This is a genomic window from Ancylobacter sp. FA202 (genome assembly GCF_000380205.1).
GTDB lineage: Bacteria > Pseudomonadota > Alphaproteobacteria > Rhizobiales > Xanthobacteraceae > Ancylobacter.
Map to the genome: position 1 here is coordinate 2301326 of NZ_KB904818.1, position 19844 is coordinate 2321169.

A 19844-nucleotide genomic window follows, 5' to 3' on the forward strand; every position below is an offset into this window, starting at 1 on the left:
TGCCTTGTTACCGAAAGTCTGGGGCCTCCTAATCTTCACAAGGGCGCCGGGACAGGCGCGGCATGCATGTCGGTTATCTCCATACAGGGCATTGTTATTTGAGATGGCCGCGGCCGGCCCGGCTTTAAGAACCTGTCATGTGCGCCGCTTACTGCTGCCGACCATCCGCTGAAGCTGTGGCTTTCGGCATGTGCGGGCCGCGTTGCGGCGCAGGCGCCCGGCTGAAAACGCGCCGGCAAAAACAGGAATCAAGGCTCATGGTCACCATCACCAATCCCATTCTCGACTTCATGACCAAGCGCGGTTCGGAAGACCGCGTGATCGATCTGAACGAGGTGTTTGCCGGCGAAGGCCTGACCTACACGATCGAGAGCAGCGACCCCTCGGTGGCGGCTGTGACCATCGCCGACGGCAAGCTGACCATCGATTTCCTGGAGACGCTGAGCCACACAGACCTGAAGATCACCGCCACCGATGCCGGCGGTTCCAGCGTCACCGACAGTGTCCGGGTGCGCGTGACCGGCGAGAACGCCTACACCATCGCCGTGCTGCCCGACACGCAGGACTACACCAACGCGGCCGGTGTCGAGACCTTCAAGGGCATGACCCAGTGGCTGGTGGACAACAAGGACAGCCTGAACATCTCCTTCGTCACCCATGTCGGCGACATCACCACCGAGAACAGCCCGACCCATTGGGAATATGCCAAGGAAGCGCTGAGCATCCTCGACGGCAAGATTCCCTATGGACTGACGCTCGGCAATCATGACGGCGTTTCCGGAAGCTTCGAGGCGAGCCGGATCAACGACTATTTCTCGGTCGACGACCTGAAGAACGCCAATGGCGAGAATTTCGGCGGCACCTATGACCAGGAAGCCGCGCTGGCCAACAACACCTATTCCACCTTCACCGGTGCCGATGGCACCAAATGGCTGGTGCTGAACCTCGAATTCGGCGCGCGCGAGGACGTGCTGCGCTGGGCGGGCGAGGTGATCGAGGACAATCTCGACCACCGCGTCATCCTCACCACCCACTCCTACATGACCTGGGCCGGCCGCCACGACGCCACCGGCGCCCCACTCTATGACGAGGGCACGGGCTATGATTACGGCCTGGGCAACTCGCCGGAAAGCGCTACTGACGGCGAGACGATGTACCGCGAGCTGGTGCAGAAATACCCCAACATCACCTTCACCTTCTCCGGCCATATCTTCGGCGACGCCGCCGAGACGCTGGTGAGCTACGACCAGTTCGGCAATCCCGTCTACCAGATGATGGTGAACTACCAGAACGGCGTGTCGGGCGAGATCACCGGCGATGCCGGGCAGGGTTCCGGCAGCGCCGGCGGCAATGGCGCCATCCGGCTTGTCACCATCGATCCCGACAATAACTCGGTCTACACCTCGACCTATTTCGCCGCGCTGGACGACTATATGGACAGCGTGCGCGGCGATGGCGAGCTCGACCGCGACGGCCTCACCGGCCCCTATCGCGGCCATGAGGAAACCATCACCGGCGTCGAGCTCGGCACGCCCGACGTGCCCGCCATCGCCAAGGCCGGCAACGACCAGTTCGTAACCGCCGGCAATGGCCAGGACAAGGCGCAGGTCACGCTCGACGGCGACTGGACCCTCAACCCCAATAACGACCAGGGGCTGAGTTATGTCTGGACCGACCGGGACGGCACTGTCGTCGCCACCGAGGCCACGCCCACGCTGGCGCTGGGCGCCGGCCACCATGCGCTGACCCTGACCGTGACCGACAGCGCCGGCCATGTCTCCAAGGACGACGTGCTGATCGTCGTTTCCAACCCGAACACGCTGCTGGTCGACAATTTCAACGACGGCAATGCCGAAGGCTGGACCCGCCCCGGCACGCCGGAGGGCTTCTCCAACGGCACGACCGCCGAATTCGGTATCGCCGACCTGCCGGGCGCGGCCGTGGTGGCGGAGGATTTCGCCCGTGTTCCCAAGGCCTCCTCGACCCAGGGCCTGAAGCTGACCGCCGATTTCGACACCGCCAGCGGCACGCTGCTCGGCTCCTATTCGGTGGTGATGGACATCTATGTGCCGGCCGAGGGCGCGGGCACCTACACCGCCCTGCTGCAGATCGACGGCGGCGGCACCAATGAAGATGCCGAGCTGTTCCTGAAGAAGAGCGGCAACGCCGCCGGCCTCGGCACCAACAGCGACTATAAGGGCAGCTTCACCTATGATGCCTGGCACCGCGTGGCGGTGACCTACACCGAGAATGAGGACGGCTCGCTCTCGCTGTCGAAATATATCGACGGCGTGCTGGCCGGCACCCAGACGGTGAGCGGCGACCGCTACAAGCTCGACCCGGAAAAGGGCCTTGTCCTGTTCGCCGACGATGATGGCGAGACCAGCGAGGTCTACGTCTCCAGCGTGCTTGTCACCGACAAGGTGCTCACGGCCGCGCAGGTGCTGGAACTCGGCGGCACCAAGGCCGGCGGCATTGTCGCCACCGCGCCGAGCGCCAATTCGGTGCAGTTCGACGTCAACGCCGGCAGCGCCGCCCCCACCTTTGGCACCGGCACGCTGGCGCCGCAGGGCGACCTTGCCGTCAGCTACGACTCGATCGAGGATTTCGAGGTTCCCGCAGTGCCGACCACCGGCGGCGCGGCGCCCGATGTCACCTATATCCCCAAGCTCGCCAGCAGCCAGGGCCTGCTGCTGACCCCGACCTCGCCGGTTCCGGCCGGCACCCTCGTGTCGAGCTACACGCTGGTCTATGACGTGCTGATCCCCTCGGACGGCGTGAGCGGCTTCACCTCGTTCCTGCAGACCGACGTGACCAATACCAATGACGGCGACCTGTTCGTGCGCGGCAGCGACGACGGCACCGGCGGCCTCGGCATTGGCGGCGTCTATACCGGCGCGTTCAAATACGATGAATGGCAGCGCGTGGTGTTCAAGATCGAGGACACGGGCGACGAGGTCATCATCTCGAAATATATCGACGGCGTGAAAGTCGGCACCCAGTCGATGGATGACGACCGCTACACGATCGACCTCAGCAAGGGTGTACTGCTGTTCACCGACGAGGATGGCGAGACCTCGAACCTCTACGTCTCGCACTTCCTGTTCACCGACAAGCTCTACACCGACCAGGAGATCGCCGCGCTCGGCGGGGTGAAGGCGGACGGCATCGTCAGCGAGGCGCCGAGCGACTTTTCGGTGCAGATCGATTTCAGCACCCCGGCCATGACCGATGATTTCGGCAATGCCCAGGTGGCGGCCACCACCATCGGCGCCGGCGTCGGCGGCTTCATCGTCAAGGGCACGGTGAATTCGCGCGACACGGTCGCGGACGGCCAGGACGCGCTGGAAGGCCGCGTCTTCGAGCAGTCCGACACCGCCGACAACCTTCTCCTCTGGGGCGAGCCAGCCGCCAAGTCCTGGTCGAATTACGAATTCGAGGCGACGCTCAAGACCACGGACAATGACGGCATCGGCGTCGTGTTCTATTATCAGGACGAGCAGAACCACTATAAGGTCGTGCTCAACGCCGAGACCAACACCCGCTCGCTCGTCAAGGTTTCCGGCGGCACCGAGACGGTGCTGGCCACCGAGCATGCCGGCACGCCGTGGAGCCGCGACTTCCACCTGAAGGTGGCGGTGGTCGATGGCGAGATCAACGTCTTCCTCGACGGGCACAATGTGTTCGGCGCGGTGGTGGATGCCGCCCCGCTCGCTGGCGGCACGGTCGGCCTCTATTCGAACAACCAGCGCAGCTCGCAGTTCGACAATGTCGCCGTCAACAAGGTGGGGCTCACCGCCCATGCCGGCGACGACATCCGCGTGCTCGACCTCGATGCCGACGGCCATGTGACGGTGGCGCTCGACGCGGAAGGCAGCTACGGCCTCGCCGACATTGTCAGCTACGTCTGGACCGATGCGCAGGGCCATGTCGTCGCGCAGGGCAAGTCGGCCCAGGCTACGCTTGGCACGGGCGAGCAGGCCCTGAAGCTGACCGTGACCGACTCCGCCGGCAAGACCGCCACCGACACGGTGCGGGTCGATGCGGTCGCTTCCGGCCGGGTGCTGCTGGCGGAAGACTTCGCCTCCAATGCCTCGCTCGGCAAATGGACCATCGTCGACGAGGGTGAATCCGGCGGCATCGGACCGAATGGTACCGCCTCGCAATGGGAATTGCAGGACGGAAAATTCGTCCAGCTGACCGACATCAAGAGCCGCCAGCTCACCTGGAACGGCGCGTCCAACTCCGATCCGTGGAAGACCGGCTGGAGCCCGCTGGGCGACGGCGTCAACGTGCTGCGCAAGGGCACCTATGCGCTCTATAACGACCCGGCGGCCAAGGAGTGGACCGACTACGCCGTCGAGGCCACCATCGAGACCCCGGACAATGGCGCGCTCGGCCTGCTGTTCTACTACGAAGACGCGAACAATTATTACAAGCTCGAACTCGACGCCAATGGTGACTATGACCGCAACCCGAGCAACGGCGCGGGCAGCCTGTTCCAGCTGATCCAGGTCAAGGACGGCGTCGAGAAGTACCTCAACCAGTTCCCGGCCAAATACACCCCGGGCGAGGCCTTCGACCTTCGGGTCGAGGTGAAGGACGGGCAGATCCAGGCCACGGTCGACGGCCAGGCGCTGTTCGCCTACGCCATCGAGGACCATGCCCAGAGCAAGGGCACGGTCGGCCTGTTCTCCTGGGACAGCGCGGGCGTGTCGTTCGACAAGGTGACGGTGGTCTCACTGGCGGAAGACGGGCCGGGCGAGCCGGGCGACAATGCCGCCCCGGACGCGGTGGCCGACAGCGGCTTCACCGCCACCGGCGGCGAGGCGCTGATCCTCGGCGCGGCGCTGCTGCTGGCCAATGACACCGATGCCAATGGTGACACCCTCGCCATTCTCTCGGTCGGCAATGCGGTGGGCGGCACGGTGAAGCTCGACGATGCGGGCAATGTGCTGTTCGTGCCGACGGCCGGCTTCACCGGCGCCGCCTCCTTCACCTACACCGTCTCCGACGGCAAGGGCGGCACCGACACCGCGACGGTCGGCATCACGGTCGCGGGCGCGCCCAACCACCTTCCCTCGGCGGAGAATGACCGGCTCTATGCGCTGCAGGACAAGGCCGTGACCGCCTCGATCGCCAGCCTGCTGGCCAATGACCGCGACACGGACAACGACACGCTGTCCATCGTCTCGGTGCAGGAGGCGACGCATGGCACGGTGGCGCTGGTCGACGGCAAGGTGGTGTTCACCCCGGCGAGCGGCTTCACCGGCGCCGCCTCCTTCAGCTACACCGTCTCCGACGGCAAGGGCGGGCAGGACAAGGCGACGGTGACGGTCGCGGTGCGCGCCCAGCCGAACCGGGCGCCGGTCGCGGCCAATGACAGCGGCTTCTCCACCAAGGCAGGCATCGCCGCGACGCTGGCGGCGGCTCTGCTGCTCGCCAACGACACCGACGCCGATGCCGACACGCTCGTCATCCAGTCGGTGACCTCGGGCACCGGCGGCACGGTGGCGCTGGTCGACGGCAAGGTGGTGTTCACCCCGGCGCAAGGCTTCACCGGCGATGCCTCGTTCAGCTACACCGTCTCCGACGGCGAGGGCGGCACCTCCACCGCCACCGTGAAGGTGACGGTCGGGCCGGCGGGCGGGTCCTCCGATCCGCATGCGGGCTGGACGCTCGGCACCGCCGGGGACGACACGCTGCGCGGCAGCCAGTTACAGGCCAACAAGATCTTCGGTGGCGCCGGCGACGACGCTATCCGGGGCGGCATGCGCGCCGACCAGCTCGATGGCGGCGAGGGCGACGACACGCTGCAGGGCGGCTTCGGCAAGGACGTTCTCAAGGGCGATGCCGGCGACGACACGCTGCATGGTGGCTTCGGCGATGACCAGCTGGATGGCGGCGAGGGCGACGACACGCTGCATGGCGGCTTCGGCAAGGACGTTCTCAAGGGCGGTGCCGGCGAGGACACGCTGAATGGTGGCTTCGGCGACGACCAGCTGGACGGCGGCGAGGGCGACGACATGCTCGCTGGCGGCAGTGGCAAGGATGTTCTCGACGGCGGTGCCGGCGATGACCAGATCGAAGGCGGGGCGGGAAATGACCGGCTCATCGGCGGCGCTGGTGACGACATGCTGCGCGGCGGCCTCGGCCGTGACACCTTCGTGTTCGCGTCGAATTCCGGCAACGACGTGATCGTCGACTTCCGCGCCGGCCAGGACACGATCGCGTTCTCCGGCCTCGACTTCGAGACCTTCGACGACATTCTGGCGGCGATGCTCGACAGCGAGGACGGCGTGGTGATCCAGCTCGACGACAGCGGAGACCATACGGTGCTGCTGGAAGGCATGACCAAGGCGCGTCTCGACGCAGATGATTTCTCCATCCTCTGATCGAACCGCGCCGGCTCCCTCCGCGCCGAGTCCTGACGCACGAAACAGCAAAGGCCGCCCGCACGGGCGGCCTTTGTCGCATTCTCCGCCCCTTATCCTGCTGCGAGCGCGGCCAGAACCCGTTGCCGGGTGAAGGGCAGATCCGTCAGCCGCAACCCGATGGCATCGCGGACGGCATTGCCGATCGCGCCCGCGACAGGCCCCTGCGCCGCCTCCCCGGTGCCGAGGAAGGGCTCGCCCGGCCGGTCGATGACATGGACCTCCACCTTCTCCGGCACGCTGGCGAAGCGCAGGATCGGGTAGCTCGACCAGTCGACGCTGGTGATCTGCCGGCGATCGAAGGTTACGGCCTCGTAAAGCGTCCAACTCGCCGCCTGCAGGATGCCGCCCTCGGTCTGGTTGCGGATGCCGTTCGGGCTGACCGCCTGCCCGCTGTCGATCGCCGCGACCGCGCGCACCAGGCGGGTGCGGCCGGTCTCACGCTCGACCTCCATCTCGACCGCGACCGCGAGATAGGCGGCGAGGTTCTTGTAGCGGGCGAAGGCGAAGCCCTTGCCGCGGCCCGGCCCGAGCGTTGCCGTCTCCCAGTCGAAGCGCTCCGCCGCCATCTGCACCACAGCGCGGGCGCGCTCATCCTCCAGATGCGCGAGCCGGAATGCGACAGGGTCGGCCTGCGCCAGCCGGGCCAGCTCGTCCATGGCGCTTTCCAGCGCGAACACATTGGCATAGGCCCCGAGCGCCCGCATCGCCGAGACCCGCAGCGGCATGTCGGGTATGAAGTGCCAGAGGATGCGCTTGTTGGGGATCGTGTAGAGCGGGTTAGCGTTGCGGTCCCCATTGCCGGACGGGCTGATCTGCATTTGCGGCACATTCGGCGTCGCCGGAGCCGACTTCTGCCGGGCGGCGAGCAGCGCGGCCGCGCCGCCGGGGCGCGTGGTGTGGATGTTGCTCCAGAGATCGAAGGCGAAGTCGCTGATCCGACCGTTCGTCACCGCGCCGCGCACCGTGATCGACATGGCCGGCCCGAACGGCTCCCACGCATTCTCCTGTTCCCGCATCCACTGCACCCGCACCGGCCGGCCCGGCGGCAGGCGGGAGGCGATGAGGGCGGCGTCGGCGGCGGCGTCGTCGGCGCCATTATGGCCGTAGCAGCCCGAGCCCTCGACATGGATGACCCGCACGCGCCCCGGCTCCAGGTCGAGCATCTGTGCGATTGCGGCGCGGTCGGGGTAGACACCCTGCGTGTGCGACCAGACGGTGAGCGTTCCGTCCGGCTCCAGGCGGGCGATGCCGCAAGAGGGGCCGATCGAGCCGTGCATCTGGTAGGGGCGGGTGAAGCGCGCCGCGAACACCTTGTCGCCGGAGGGGTTCGCGTCGCCTTGTTCGGCGACCGTGCCGACCTCGCTCTCCAGGCCGCGCAGCACGTTGTGGATCTCCGCCTGTTCCGGCAGCTCGGTGCCCGTGCTCCAGCGCGCGAGCCGCGCCAACTCTCGCATCGCCGTCACCGCCTGGAATTCACGCTCGGCAATCACGGCGAGGAAATTGCCGTCGCGCACGACGCCCACCACGCCGGGCATAGCCTCGATGGCTGAGGTGTCGACCTCGGTGAGCGTCGCGCCATAGCCGGGCGGTCGCACCACGCGCGCATGCAGCATGCCGGGCAGCCGCATGTCCTGGATATAGGCGGGAGCACCCGTGACCTTGCCGGGAATGTCGACCCTCGGGACATCCCGGCCGATTACCTTCAGCGCCTCCGGTGCCTTGAGCACGGCATCGCCAGCGAGGGGAACCTCAAGGTTCAGCGCCGCCGCCACCTCGCCATAGGAGAGGGAGTGGTCGCCGGAGCGGATCTGCTTGCCTTGCAGGGTGAGGCTATCAGGCGGAACGCTAAGCGTCTGCGCGACCGCCTCGACCAGCAGGCGCCGCATCTGCGCCGCCGCGTTGCGGATCGAGGTGCCGCTATTGGGCATCGACATGCTGCCGGCGGTGAAGCCCTCATTGGGCGTGCGCCCGGTGTCCGCCGTGATCAGCTCGATCTCGTCCGGCTCCACCTCCAACTCCTCGGCCGCGACCTGGGTCAGGGCGGTGCGGATGCCCTGGCCGAGCTCCGCCTTGCCGGTGAAGACGGTGATGTGGCTGTTGGCGTCGACGCGGATCCAGGAATCGAGCCGCTCGCTGTCGATCGCGGTGACGGTGGGCTGCGGCGCGTTCGTGCCGGCCTGCACCTCGCCCTCCTGCGCCTCTGCGCCCAGCGAGAAGGAGACCATGAGCGCGCCCGAGCCGAGCAGGAACGCGCGGCGGCTGGTGGCGATGTTCATCAGCCGGCCCTCCGGTTCGACGGCGCCTGCGCGCTCATCATCTCGCCCGCCCGCCGGATGGCGGCGAGGATCCTCATATGCGTGCCGCAGCGGCAGAGATTGGTGCGCAGCGCATCACGTATCTCCTGATCGCTCGGCGCCGCGTTGCGCTGGAGCAGGGCCTGCGCGCTCATCATCATGCCGGGAATGCAGTAGCCGCACTGGGCCGCCTGCAGCTCGATGAACGCGCTCTGGATCGGCGCGGGATCCTCGACCGTGCCGAGCCCCTCCAGCGTGGTGATCTCCCGCCCTCCAAGCGCGAGGATCGGCACGACGCAGGACAGCGTCGCCTCGCCATCCACCAGCACCATGCAGGAACCACATTGGCCGAGGCCGCAGCCATATTTCGCCGCGTTGAGTTCCAGATCCTCGCGCAGCACATAGAGCAGGGGCGTGGCGGGATCGGCATCGACCTCATGCACGGTCCCGTTCACCTTCAGCTTCACCGTCATGGTCCGACCTCCACGCCGACATTGAGGGGGGCCCGCTCGATACCGTCCGAGGGGCGGACGACGACCTTGTGCTCGCCGCTGCGGGTGCGCCGCGTCATCTCCGCCACGTCCGGCCATGCCGTGCCGGAGGAGAAGCGGGCGCGCATATAGGCAAGGATGTCGGCGACCTGTCGGTCGTCGAGCGCGCCGGCAAAGCCCGGCATGACAGAACTGGCCTCGCCATCGGCCGGCGGCAGGCCGAACAGCGTCACGGTGACGATATTCTGCGGGTTATCGGCATTGACCGCCGTGCTCAGGCGGAAATCGAGCCCGCCATAGGGCAGGGGCCGGCCGCTCTCATGGCAGGTGGCGCAGGCGGCGGCATAGAGGGCCGCGCCGGGCATTCCCGCCACATCGGGCGGCACAGCGAGAGTATCGGCATCGCCGCCGGTGCGTTCCGGCGCGTCCACGGTTTCAAGCAGCCGCTCGGCATGCTGACGGCGCTCTGGCGAGGGCTCACCCATCACATCGGCGACATAGACGGCGATTGCCTCGATATCGGAATCCGGCAGGCCAGCGAGATTGCCCGTCACCTCGGCCATAGGGCCACGGGAGACGCCGTGCAATTCATGCCAGCCATGGCGGAGATAGAAGGCCAGTGACTCGCTTTCCCACGGGATCGGCGCCGGCGAGTTCGCGTTGATGGCGTAGGCGTGCCAGCCTTCCGCCTCGCCGCCATCGAAAGGCTGGTCGGCGATCTGCGCGCCAAGGCCGTTGCGCGGGGTGTGGCAGCCGCCGCAATGGCCCAGCCCTTCGGCGAGATAGGCGCCTCGATTCCACTCTTCGCTTTTCGCGGGATCGGGCGTGAAGCCGGCGGGCTGCAGGAACAGCAGCTTCCAGCCGGCGATGAGCGGGCGGAACCCCAGCGGGAACACAAGCTCATTGGGAGGAGCGTCCTGACGCACCGGCGCGCGCGTCATCAGATAGGTGTAGAGCGCCTCGTTGTCGGCGTCGCTGACCAGGCGATAATGGTCATAAGGGAAGGCGGGATAGAGGTGGTTGCCCGCGCGATCCACCCCCTCGCGCATCGAGCGCGAAAACGCCGCGAGCGACCAGCCGCCGATGCCGGTCTCGCGGTCGGGGGTGATGTTGGTCGAGTGGATGGTGCCGAAGGGCGTGGGGATGGCAAGGCCGCCGGCGAAGGCCTCGCCGCCCGGCACGGTATGGCAGGCGATGCAATTGCCCACGGCCGCCAGTTCGCGCCCCTTGGCGATGAGCGCCGGATCGAAGCTCGGTGCCTGCGCCTGCGCCGGAATTTCCGGCCGCCAGATGACAAAGAACGCCCCGGCCGCTCCGGCCAGCACAACGGCAATCAACGCGAGAGACCGGATCCGCATGAGCCCCCTTCCGACTGTACGGGGGCAATGGCGGAGCGGGGTGATCGTTCCTTGGAACGACTTCACGCTCCGGTGTGCGGGGCTTTCGCCGAGAAGGACCTATCGGGGCTTCGGCCTCACCCCCGCATGCCGATTGGCGGGGCGCGCGAGGCCCAGATTGTCGCGCAGCGTCGTGCCCTCATAGGCGGTGCGGAACAGGCCGCGCCGCTGCAGCTCCGGCACCACCTGCGTGGTGAATTCGACCAGGCTATCCGGCAGCACCGGAAAGGCCATCATGAAGCCGTCGCAGGCGCCGGCCTCGACCCATTCCTGCATCCGGTCGGCGATGGCGACCGCATCGCCGAAGAAGATCGCCTTGCTGCGATTGTAGCGTTTGCACACCTCGCGCAGCGTCAGGCCCTGTTTGATGAGGCCGACGATCTCCTGGAAATAGGCCTGGTGGTGGTTCGACGAGGCGGGCACCCGGTGCGGCGGCACCGGCTCGTCCAGCGGCAGGTCCGACAGATCGGTCTCAAGGTCGGTCTTCAAATAGAGCAGGCCGATGTCGATATGAACCTTGTCCTGCCAAGACGCCCATTTCTCGCGGGCGTGCGTCTCGCTGTCGCCGACGACGATCGACACACCGGAGAGGATCTTGAGCTCGTCCGGGTGCCGATTATAAGCCGGCATACGACCCTTGAGGTCGCGGTAGAAAACGAGGGCTTCCTCCAGCGTGGCGCCGGTGCCGAACACCACTTCCGCCGTCTCGGCGGCGAAGGCCTTGCCGGTCTCGGAGGCGCCGGCCTGGAAGATCACCGGGTGGCCCTGCGGCGGGCGCGCCATGTTGAGAGCGCCATGGACCTTGAAGAACGCGCCTTGGTGATCGAGCACGTGGAGCTTCGAGGGCTCGAACATGCGGGCATTCGCCTTGTCATAGATGAAGGCGTCGTCCTCCCACGTGTCCCACAGCCCCTGCACCACATGCAGGAATTCCCGTGCCCTTGCGTAGCGGCTCTCGTGCGGAGGCAGCTTGTCGAGGCCGAAATTGCGCGCGGCGAAGTCGTTGGCCGAGGTCACGACATTCCACGCCGCCCGGCCATGGCTGATATGGTCGAGCGAGGCGAACAGGCGGGCGACATTGTAGGGCTCGTAGAAGCTGGTGGAGGCGGTGGCCCCGAGCCCGATATGGGAGGTCGCCCCCGCAATGGCCGAGAGCAGAGTGATCGGCTCCAGCATGTTCATGTAGAGCGGGCCACGGGTCCAGGCGTCGAGATTCTCGGTGCGCGCCGCCGGCGTGTCGGCGAGGAAGAAGAAATCAAGCAGGCCGGCTTCGGCGATCGCGATGATGCGCCTGAAGTAATCGACATCGGTCGGCGCCCGGTCCTGCGCGCTCGGCAGCAGCCAGGCCGAGGAGTGATAGCCATTGGCCTCGAACAAGCCGCCGAGGACCATTTTGCGACGCAACGACATCTGCTTTTCGCCGGGCTTGGGAGAGAGAGACGGAACGCGGACGCCGGGGCCTAATGCCCACGGCCATTCCGCTGCGAGAAGGCGAGGGGCGCGCAGGGCGCGTCGGACGGCCGGTTGCTCATATATTTCATGAACAGCTCGGCCTGCGAGGAGATGTTGAGCTTCACATAGAGCCGCTTGCGATGGACCTTCACCGTGTCCTCGGAAATGCCGAGCACGCAGGCGATGGACGCATTGGTATGGCCGCGCAGCACCAGCACCGCCACTTCGACCTCGCGGCGGGTGGCGTTGAAGCGCCGCAGCCAGGAGGTGTCGATAGGCTCGCTTTTATCGTCAGGCAGGGGCGCGGCGCGCCGGCAGAGGTCGGGCCGTAGCAGCGCGTGCTTGCGCACCAGCGAGGCCACCAGCGGCTCGGCGGCGTTGAGATTGTCCAGCACGGACGGGTCGAAGCGCGGCGCCCCGGTGCAGCGGCCGAGCGAGATGTGGATGGTCTGCTCCGGCGTCACCGGGCAGAGAATGCCGATCTCGTCGACCAGCGGCACGTCCTTGTAATAAAGGTTGTTATAGGCGCTGCTGGTGAAATCCTGCGCGTAGATTTCCTTGCACCGGCTCACCCCGATGCTCATGCCCTCCACCGCCGCCATGTAGAACGGGTCGAGCCGGTAGGCCTCCTTCATGTAGCAGTGACGAAACCGGTCGCGCTTTATCGGCGAGCAATGCTCCAGCACGACGGGCGCCTCGGCGGCGGAGAAGGACAGGATGAGGCAACTGTTGAACCCGGTGAGCTCATAGAGCGCGGTGCGCAGGGTGCGGTGGAAGTCGTCCGTCCCGAGTTGGTCGACAATGCTGCTGAACGAGCGGGACGACAGCGCCAGATTGGCGCTTTGAGCGCGCTCGATCGCGCTTGCAACGCTTGGCTGTCCGGCATCGGTGAGCATCGAATTCCTCCCGGCTGTGGCGGGATATCGACGCAAGAACAGGGCCAGCCCGGCGGCGGGCGCCCGCTATCCCCCTTTGCGGTAGCGCGATGCGCGCCGCCGTGCTGCCGCCGGCGCGCGGCGGAAAAGCCTGCTGGCGGTGCTGCCGAAAAGGGCTGGGTCGCGTTCAGAATTCGAGCAGATTGTCCCGGAAATGCTCATGCGCATAGGCCTTGCGCATCAGGCCGCGCTTCTGCAGGGCGGGGGCCAGCCCATCCTCGATCTCGGCGAGGGTGCGGCGGTGGAGATTGGGCAGCGAGAACAGGAAGCCGTCGCCGCCCACCTCCTGCATCACCTCGCCCATCTGCGCGGCGACATCGTCGGGCGAGCCGAGCAGCTCGACGCCGTCGCCGTCATGGTTGAAGGAGACGATGGCCTGCCGCAGCGTTTTGTTGCCGGCCGCCTTCTTGAAATCGTCGAGCAGCTGCTGGTGGCCATTGGTGGTGAGGTCGCCGATCGGCGCGTCGAGATCCAGCTTGGTGAAGTCGATATTGGTGATCTTGCCGAGGAAGGCCATCTTCAGGTCGGTCTGCCGGGCCTCGGCGGCGCGGCGCTCGGCCTGGATGGCGCGGGCGTCGGCCATGTTGGCGGCGAGGATCGGCGTGACCAGGAACATCACCTTGCAGCTGTCCGGGTCGCGGCCATGGCGCGCCATGCGGGCGCGCACATCGTCGCGATAGTCGCGCATCGCGGTGGCGCCGACCACGCTGGCCACAATCGTGTCGGCGTGGCGGGAGGCGAATTCCCGCCCGCGCGGCGAGCCGCCGGCCTGGGCGATGACGGGACGGCCCTGGGGCGCGGGACCACAGTTCAGCGGCCCGCGCGAGGCGTAATATTTGCCGGTGAAGTCGATCTGATGCACCCGCTCAGGGTCCACCAGCATGCCGGTCTCTGCATCGGCGACCAGCGCGCCGGGGTCCCAGGACTTCCACAGCCGGTCGACCAGATCGATATACTCGTCGGCCATGTCGTAGCGCAGATCATGCTCGGTCAGCTTCTCCAGACCGAAATTGCGCGCGGCGAAATCCGAGCTGCCGGTCACCATGTTCCAGCCGGCGCGCCCGCCCGACACCTGGTCCAGCGTCGCCACCAGCCGGGCGAGCAGGAAGGGCGGGTAGGCGAAGGTCGCCAGCGTCGGCACGATGCCGATATGGCGGGTCGCCCCTGCCATGAGGCTGGCCACCACGGAAGGGTCCTGCCGGGGCACGGAAATGCCGTTCTGGAGATAGATGGCGCGCGAGCCGGCAAAGCTTTCGCCGATATAGGAGCTGTCTTCCAGCAGGATGTAGTCGAAGCAGGCCCGCTCCAGTGCGCGCGCCGCGTCGAGGAACAGCTCCGGCTTCATCCAGGTCTCGGCGATGCGCCCGGTCCAGGGCTGGCCCCAGGCCTGCACGCTGGAGCCCTGGAGAAAGAGGCCGAGATGGAACGGGTCTGGCATCGTCGTGTCCCTGGAAAGGAAGCGGTCGCGGCGTCCTGCGCGCGGGGGGCGCCCTCAGTGCAGGATGGAGCGGATGAACCCGCTCAGGCGCGGGCTCTGCGGATTGTCGAAAATGCGGTCCGGCGGGCCGGATTCGATGATCGTGCCCTCGGCGATGAAGTGGACGACATCGGCCAGCTTGCGGGCGAAGGACATTTCGTGGCTCACCACCACCAGCGTCATGCCGCGATCGGCGAGGCCGCGAATGGTGTCGAGGATGCCGGCGACCAGTTCGGGGTCGAGCGCGGAAGTCGGCTCGTCGAACAGGATGAGCTTGGGCTGCATGGCGAGCGCGCGGGCGATCGCCACCCGCTGCTTCTGCCCGCCTGAGAGCTGGTCCGGGTAGAAGTCGGACTTGTCGTGCAGCCCCACCTCGCGCAGCAACCGCTCGGCGTCGGCGATAGCCTCGGCGCGGGGGCGCCGCTTCACCATGATCGGGCCTTCGATGACGTTTTCCAGCACGGTGCGATGGGTGAACAGGTTGAAATGCTGGAACACCATCGGCATTTCGCTGCGCGCGGCCCGCAGCACGCGCTCGGGCGCGACATGAAAAATGCGCCCGTCCTCATGGCAGAGCGGGCGGCCGTCGAAGGTGATCTCGCCCGAGCTCGGCGTCTCCAGAAAGTTGATGCAGCGGATCAGCGTCGACTTGCCGCCGCCGCTGGGGCCGATCAGGAACGCCACTTCGCCCGAGCGCACGGTGAGGTCGACGCCCTTGAGCACGTTGAGGGCGCCGAAGGATTTGTGCAGCCCGCGCACGCTGAGCAGTGGTGCCTGGCTCATGGCATCACCGCGATGTCAGGCGCCAGCACCTTGGCCTTGCGGCCCTGCCGGCGCAGATATTTCGGAGTGAGCGAATGCTCCAGATGGCGGATGAGCCGCGACGCCGCGAAGCTGAGGATGAAATAGATGATCGCCACCATCATATACACCTCCATATTGCGGAAGGTGTTCGAGATGATGATGTTGCCGTTTCGGAGAAGTTCATTGACCGAGATGAACGAGACGAGGGAAGAATCCTTCAGCAGAGCGATGAAATAGCCGCCAATGGTCGGGATCGCGATGCGGAAGGCCTGGGGGAAGATGATCCGCCGGTAGATCATCGGCTTCGACATGCCGATCGACATGCCCGCCGCCCGCTGGCCGGGGTCGATGGACAGGATCGCGGCGCGAAACACTTCGGACAGATAGGCCCCGAGATTGAGGCTGAGTCCCAGCACGCCCGCCCAGAACCCCGACAGGGTGATGCCGATCGTCGGCAGGGTGAAGTAGATCACCATGAGCTGGACGATCAGCGGCACGTCCCGCCAGATCTCGACATAGGTGATCAACGGCCAGTCGAGCCAGCGCTTCCCGCTCAGCCGCCCCAGCGCCGTCGCCAGCCCCAGCACAAGCCCGAAGGCCATGCTGAGGAAGGAGAGTTCGAGGGTGACGAGGGCGCCTTCGAGCAGAAACGGGAAGTGCCGGGGGATCAGGACGAAGAAGAACTCGTACATCGGGCCGTCTCCGGGCCGGCTATTTCAGCGTCTTCTCCTGATAGCTGGCCCACACGCCGTATTTGCTCAGAATGGCCTTGCGGGTGCCGTCGGCGTCCATGGCGGCGAGGGCCTCGTTGATGGCGGCGAGCAGTTCCGGGCATTCCTTGCGCACGCCGACGGAGGTGCCGCCGAGGATATAGGGCGCCTTGGCTTCGGCCTCGGCCCATTCCGGCTTGGAGGTGTAGTACATCGGCTCGCCCAGCGAACGCAGGTCGCCCATCGATTCCATCTGCGCCATCAGCGTCGCCTGGTCCATCACCACCGCATCGGCCTGGCCGTTGCGCAGGGCGGAGAAAGGGGCGCCGAAATCGTTGAAGTCCAGCACCTTGCCGGCCTTGCCGGCGTCGACGAGCACATGGGCGTTGAGCGAATCCATGGTGCCGAGCGTCGAGGCCAGCGTCTTGCCCTTCAGGTCGTCAAAGGTCTTGATCGGCGAATCCTTGGTCACGATGACATAGTCGTAGAGCAGGAAATAGGGGTTGGAGAACGAAATGCCGGCGCCCTGGATGCGCTCCTGCGTCGCCGCCATGCCCGAGAGGATGATGTCCCAGCGCCCGACCTTCAGGCCGGGAATGAGCGAGGTCCATTCGGTGATGACATAGTCCTGCTTGGGCACGCCGATACGCTTGCCCACTTCCTGGAAGATCTCCCATTCCATGCCGCCATAGGTGCCGTCCTCGTTCTTCCAGACGAAGGGCTTGGTCCCCAGCAGGCCATTGCCGGCGGTGATGACGCCGGCCTTCTTGATGTCGGCGAGACAGTCGGCGCGCGCCCCGGCCACCGCCGAGAGCATCGCCAAGGTTGCCAGCGCCGTCAGTTTCATCGCCATTTTCATGATGCGCTTCCCTGCCTGAGTGGGGCCGCACCCTCCGGCGGACAGCGCCAGCGTGCGGGATCTGCCGACAGTTCAATCGCGCGCGGGGAGCCGAACAATAACCAAAGGTGGGTAGTCCCGGCGGCGTGTGCCGGCCCTGCCGCCGGCTATGGCCGCGTGCCGTGCCGGGGGCGGCGGCAACCGCGACGAGGCGGAGGCTCTGGCACGCGGCTTGCTGCGCCTGTCACCCCGCCCGGCGCCGAGGCTCCTCATGACCGCTCCTCCTTCCCGCTACCGATCGACCGACGCTTTCGGCGCGCGCGCCCAGCGGCGGGCACAGGACATCGTCTTTGTCTCGGCGCAGTTCGGCGATCCCGCGGACGGGCTGGAGGTGCAGATCGACCAGGCGGTGGCGGGGGTGATCGCGGCGCTGGCGCAGGCCGGTGCCGGGCCGGGCGACGTGGTGAAGCTGGGCCTGTTCTACCACCGCTCGCTCATTGCCAGCGAGAGCCTGATCCTCTCCCGGCTCCGGGCGGCATTCCCCGCCGAGCCGCCGCCGGTGGTCACGGCCATCCCGCTGCATGCCCTTGTCGGCGGCGTGCTGGTGCAGGTTGAGGCCATCGCGCTGCATCCCGGCGGGGACCGGCATAGCCAGCGCGTGGCGGCCGCGCCCGCCGATGCCGCCGGCTTCAGCCCTGCGCTGCGCTGCGGCGATCTTGTCTTCGTCGGCGCGCAGATGTCGCGGGACGGGCAGGGGCAGACGCTGCATCACGGCGACATTGTCGGGCAGGCAAAAGCCACCATCGGCCATATCGGCGAGGCGCTGGAAGAACTGGGCGCCGATCTTTCCTGCGTCGCCAAGCTCAACACCTATTATGTCGGCCACGGCACCACGGAGGATTGGGCGATGGCCGCCCGCGTGCGCTCGGATGCGTTCCGCAAGCCGGGCCCCGGCGCCACCGGCGTGCCGGTGCCGGGCCCCTATCCCGCCGACATTCTCATCCGCCAGGAAGCGATCGGCCTCGTTGCGCCGGACGGCACGGCGGCGCCGCGCGCCACCAGCTGGCCGGAAGGCACCTGGGACTGGCCGATCCCGGTCTCGTTCGAACAGGGGCTGAAGATCAACGACCTGCTGATCCTCGGCGGCCAGATTTCCGCCAATCCGCAAGGCGAGGCGGTCTTTCCGGGCGATCTCGCCGCGCAGGCGCGCAACACGATGGAGTGCATCGGCCGCATCCTCGCCGGCTTCGGCGCCGGCATTGACGACCTCGTCAAGGTGACGGTGTTCATCGCCACCGAGGGCGGCGACGCGGAGATCGCCGTCGTGCTCGACGCCCTCATTCCCTTCTTCAGCGATGGTCTGCCGGCGCTGACCCTCGTGCCGCTGTCGCGCCTCGGACTGACCGGGCTGGAGATCGAGATCGAGGGCGTGGGCGCGCGCCGCGCCTGAACCGGGCGGCGGCGTAACCCTTTGTGGGTAGATATTTCAAGCCGCTGTTATCCTAGAAGAATCCGAGCTCGCGCGTCTGGCGGCCTCCGGTCCCTACCGGCGCGCTCGCGACCCGGTTCCGACGCCAGAGGGGGGCATCATGGCATCTCCATTCCACATGGCCTGGTTTCTCCAGGGCTCCAGCGCCCAGGCCTGGGGCGAGCCCTGGACGGGAAATATCGGCCGCGAATGGATGAGCGCGGATCTGTTCACGGATCTCGCCCGGGCCATCGAGCGCGCCTGCTTCGACTATCTGCTGATCGAGGATTCGATCTTCATCGGCGAGAACTGGCAGAATTCGCGCGACATCTTCCTGCAGAACGGCATCTGCGTGCCGCGCCAAGAGCCTTCCGTCGTCGCCACGCTGCTGGCGGCGTCGACAAAGCGGCTCGGCATCGTGCCGACGCTCTCGACCTTCGCCTACCACCCCTATCTGACCGCCCGAATCATCGGCTCGCTCGACCAGATCTCCGGCGGGCGCGCCGGGTGGAACCTGGTGACGGGCTTCAACGATCTCGCCGCGCAGAATTTCGGGCTGGACGGCATGGCCGACCATGACGAGCGCTACGCCATGGCCGAGGAATACGCCACCATCGTCAAGCGCCTGTGGGATTCCTGGGAGCCGGGCGCCATTCTCGACGACCGCGCGAACGGCGTGCTGGTCGATCCCGCCAAGGTCCACACCATCGACTATGCCGGCAAATACTACGCCTCGCGCGGGCCGCTGAACTCGGGACCCTGCCCGCAGGGCCGGCCGGTGATCGCGCAGGCGGGCGGCTCCTCCACCGGGCGGGCCTTCGCCGCCGCCCATGCCGACACCATCGTCGCGGCGCCTTCGGGGGTCGAGAACATGAAGCGCTACCGCGAGGAGGTGCGCGCGCAGATGGCGGCGATGGGGCGCGATCCCGACAGCTGCAAATTGCTGTTCCTGCTCTCGCCGATCATCGCCGAGACCGAGGACCAGGCCCGCTGGTTCGCCGAACAGCGCAAGATCCAGACGGCGGAGAGCATTCCCGCCCGCCTTGCCCGCCTCGGCTGGGCGACCAATATCGATTTCTCGCAGTTCGACCTCGACGCGCCGGTGGGCGAACTCACCACCAACGGCACCCAGTCCACCCTGCAGGCCTTTCTGGTCCGCGCCGGCAAGCGGACCCTGCGCGAGGCCATCGTCGCCCATTACGGCTCCGGCTATTGCGTCGACGTGGTGGGCACGCCCGACAGCGCGGCGGCGCAGATGGGCGAGATCATGGAGGAGATCGGCGGCGACGGGTTTCTCATCGTGCTGCCCGATGTCAGCCGCCGCTCCATCGCCACCATTGCCGACGGGCTGGTGCCGGCGCTGCAACAGCGCGGGCTGATGCGCCGGGCCTATGAGCACGCCCATCTGCGCGACAATCTCCTCGCCTTCTGACGACAGGTCTTCTGACGACAGACCTTCTGACGACTGGCCTCGGGCCGGCCCCGTGCGGACAGCGCCTCCCGCGGTCGCCGCAGGGCCGGCAGGCCGTGCCGCCCGGCCG

12 protein-coding genes are annotated in these 19844 nt (G+C 67.0%); 3 read left to right on the forward strand and 9 right to left on the reverse strand.

Annotated elements, in window-relative coordinates; genetic code table 11:
- Window positions 1-257: 257 nt before the first annotated feature.
- Window positions 258-6395, forward strand: coding sequence for a cadherin-like domain-containing protein (locus tag A3M1_RS0110445; protein WP_018388915.1), 6138 nt, complete (start codon window positions 258-260; stop codon window positions 6393-6395).
- Between the two features lie 92 nt (window positions 6396-6487).
- Here the strand turns inward: A3M1_RS0110445 and A3M1_RS0110450 are convergent, their stop codons facing one another.
- The 9 genes from A3M1_RS0110450 to A3M1_RS0110490 form a co-directional block, all read right to left on the reverse strand.
- Window positions 6488-8713 (reverse strand): molybdopterin cofactor-binding domain-containing protein, encoded by a 2226-nt coding sequence (locus tag A3M1_RS0110450; RefSeq protein WP_018388916.1) that lies wholly within the window; start codon window positions 8711-8713, stop codon window positions 6488-6490.
- Window positions 8713-9204 carry a (2Fe-2S)-binding protein gene (locus A3M1_RS0110455; RefSeq protein WP_018388917.1) on the reverse strand — a complete coding sequence of 164 codons (492 nt, stop codon included), beginning with the start codon at window positions 9202-9204 and terminating at the stop codon, window positions 8713-8715. The genes A3M1_RS0110450 and A3M1_RS0110455 overlap by 1 nt, the downstream gene beginning before the upstream one ends.
- Window positions 9201-10580: a cytochrome c gene (locus tag A3M1_RS0110460; RefSeq protein WP_018388918.1), complete on the reverse strand. Its 1380-nt coding sequence runs from the start codon at window positions 10578-10580 to the stop codon at window positions 9201-9203. The genes A3M1_RS0110455 and A3M1_RS0110460 overlap by 4 nt, the downstream gene beginning before the upstream one ends.
- A 99-nt stretch (window positions 10581-10679) precedes the next feature.
- Window positions 10680-12029: an LLM class flavin-dependent oxidoreductase gene (locus tag A3M1_RS0110465; protein WP_245261633.1), complete on the reverse strand. Its 1350-nt coding sequence runs from the start codon at window positions 12027-12029 to the stop codon at window positions 10680-10682.
- A gap of 50 nt (window positions 12030-12079) precedes the next feature.
- Window positions 12080-12967 (reverse strand): helix-turn-helix transcriptional regulator, encoded by an 888-nt coding sequence (locus A3M1_RS0110470; protein ID WP_018388920.1) that lies wholly within the window; start codon window positions 12965-12967, stop codon window positions 12080-12082.
- Between the two features lie 166 nt (window positions 12968-13133).
- Window positions 13134-14444 carry an NtaA/DmoA family FMN-dependent monooxygenase gene (locus tag A3M1_RS0110475; protein WP_018388921.1) on the reverse strand — a complete coding sequence of 437 codons (1311 nt, stop codon included), beginning with the start codon at window positions 14442-14444 and terminating at the stop codon, window positions 13134-13136.
- Between the two features lie 54 nt (window positions 14445-14498).
- A complete protein-coding gene (locus A3M1_RS0110480; RefSeq protein WP_018388922.1) occupies window positions 14499-15266 on the reverse strand; it encodes an amino acid ABC transporter ATP-binding protein in 768 nt (255 codons plus the stop codon).
- Window positions 15263-15979 (reverse strand): amino acid ABC transporter permease, encoded by a 717-nt coding sequence (locus A3M1_RS0110485; protein ID WP_018388923.1) that lies wholly within the window; start codon window positions 15977-15979, stop codon window positions 15263-15265. Before A3M1_RS0110485 ends, A3M1_RS0110480 begins: the two co-directional genes overlap by 4 nt.
- Before the next feature lie 19 nt (window positions 15980-15998).
- A complete protein-coding gene (locus A3M1_RS0110490) occupies window positions 15999-16856 on the reverse strand; it encodes an ABC transporter substrate-binding protein (RefSeq protein WP_018964130.1) in 858 nt (285 codons plus the stop codon).
- 250 nt (window positions 16857-17106) lie between these two features.
- On the opposite strand from A3M1_RS0110490, the gene A3M1_RS0110495 reads away from it, so the two are divergent.
- Both A3M1_RS0110495 and A3M1_RS0110500 read left to right on the forward strand, forming a co-directional pair.
- On the forward strand, window positions 17107-18285 hold the full coding sequence (locus tag A3M1_RS0110495) for a RidA family protein (RefSeq protein WP_018388925.1): 1179 nt from the start codon (window positions 17107-17109) through the stop codon (window positions 18283-18285).
- 139 nt (window positions 18286-18424) lie between these two features.
- Window positions 18425-19735 (forward strand): NtaA/DmoA family FMN-dependent monooxygenase, encoded by a 1311-nt coding sequence (locus A3M1_RS0110500; protein WP_245261634.1) that lies wholly within the window; start codon window positions 18425-18427, stop codon window positions 19733-19735.
- Window positions 19736-19844 lie beyond the last annotated feature (109 nt).

What these genes read in the sequence shown, in the direction of transcription:
- A3M1_RS0110445 (WP_018388915.1), top strand. Translation starts at nt 258, where the DNA reads ATGGTCACCATCACCAATCCCATTCTCGACTTCATGACCAAGCGCGGT.
- A3M1_RS0110475 (WP_018388921.1), bottom strand. Translation starts at nt 14,444, where the DNA reads ATGCCAGACCCGTTCCATCTCGGCCTCTTTCTCCAGGGCTCCAGCGTG.
- A3M1_RS0110500 (WP_245261634.1), top strand. Translation starts at nt 18,425, where the DNA reads ATGGCATCTCCATTCCACATGGCCTGGTTTCTCCAGGGCTCCAGCGCC.
- A3M1_RS0110485 (WP_018388923.1), bottom strand. Translation starts at nt 15,979, where the DNA reads ATGTACGAGTTCTTCTTCGTCCTGATCCCCCGGCACTTCCCGTTTCTG.
- A3M1_RS0110460 (WP_018388918.1), bottom strand. Translation starts at nt 10,580, where the DNA reads ATGCGGATCCGGTCTCTCGCGTTGATTGCCGTTGTGCTGGCCGGAGCG.
- A3M1_RS0110455 (WP_018388917.1), bottom strand. Translation starts at nt 9,204, where the DNA reads ATGACGGTGAAGCTGAAGGTGAACGGGACCGTGCATGAGGTCGATGCC.
- A3M1_RS0110490 (WP_018964130.1), bottom strand. Translation starts at nt 16,856, where the DNA reads ATGAAAATGGCGATGAAACTGACGGCGCTGGCAACCTTGGCGATGCTC.
- A3M1_RS0110480 (WP_018388922.1), bottom strand. Translation starts at nt 15,266, where the DNA reads ATGAGCCAGGCACCACTGCTCAGCGTGCGCGGGCTGCACAAATCCTTC.
- A3M1_RS0110450 (WP_018388916.1), bottom strand. Translation starts at nt 8,713, where the DNA reads ATGAACATCGCCACCAGCCGCCGCGCGTTCCTGCTCGGCTCGGGCGCG.
- A3M1_RS0110465 (WP_245261633.1), bottom strand. Translation starts at nt 12,029, where the DNA reads ATGTCGTTGCGTCGCAAAATGGTCCTCGGCGGCTTGTTCGAGGCCAAT.
- A3M1_RS0110470 (WP_018388920.1), bottom strand. Translation starts at nt 12,967, where the DNA reads ATGCTCACCGATGCCGGACAGCCAAGCGTTGCAAGCGCGATCGAGCGC.
- A3M1_RS0110495 (WP_018388925.1), top strand. Translation starts at nt 17,107, where the DNA reads ATGACCGCTCCTCCTTCCCGCTACCGATCGACCGACGCTTTCGGCGCG.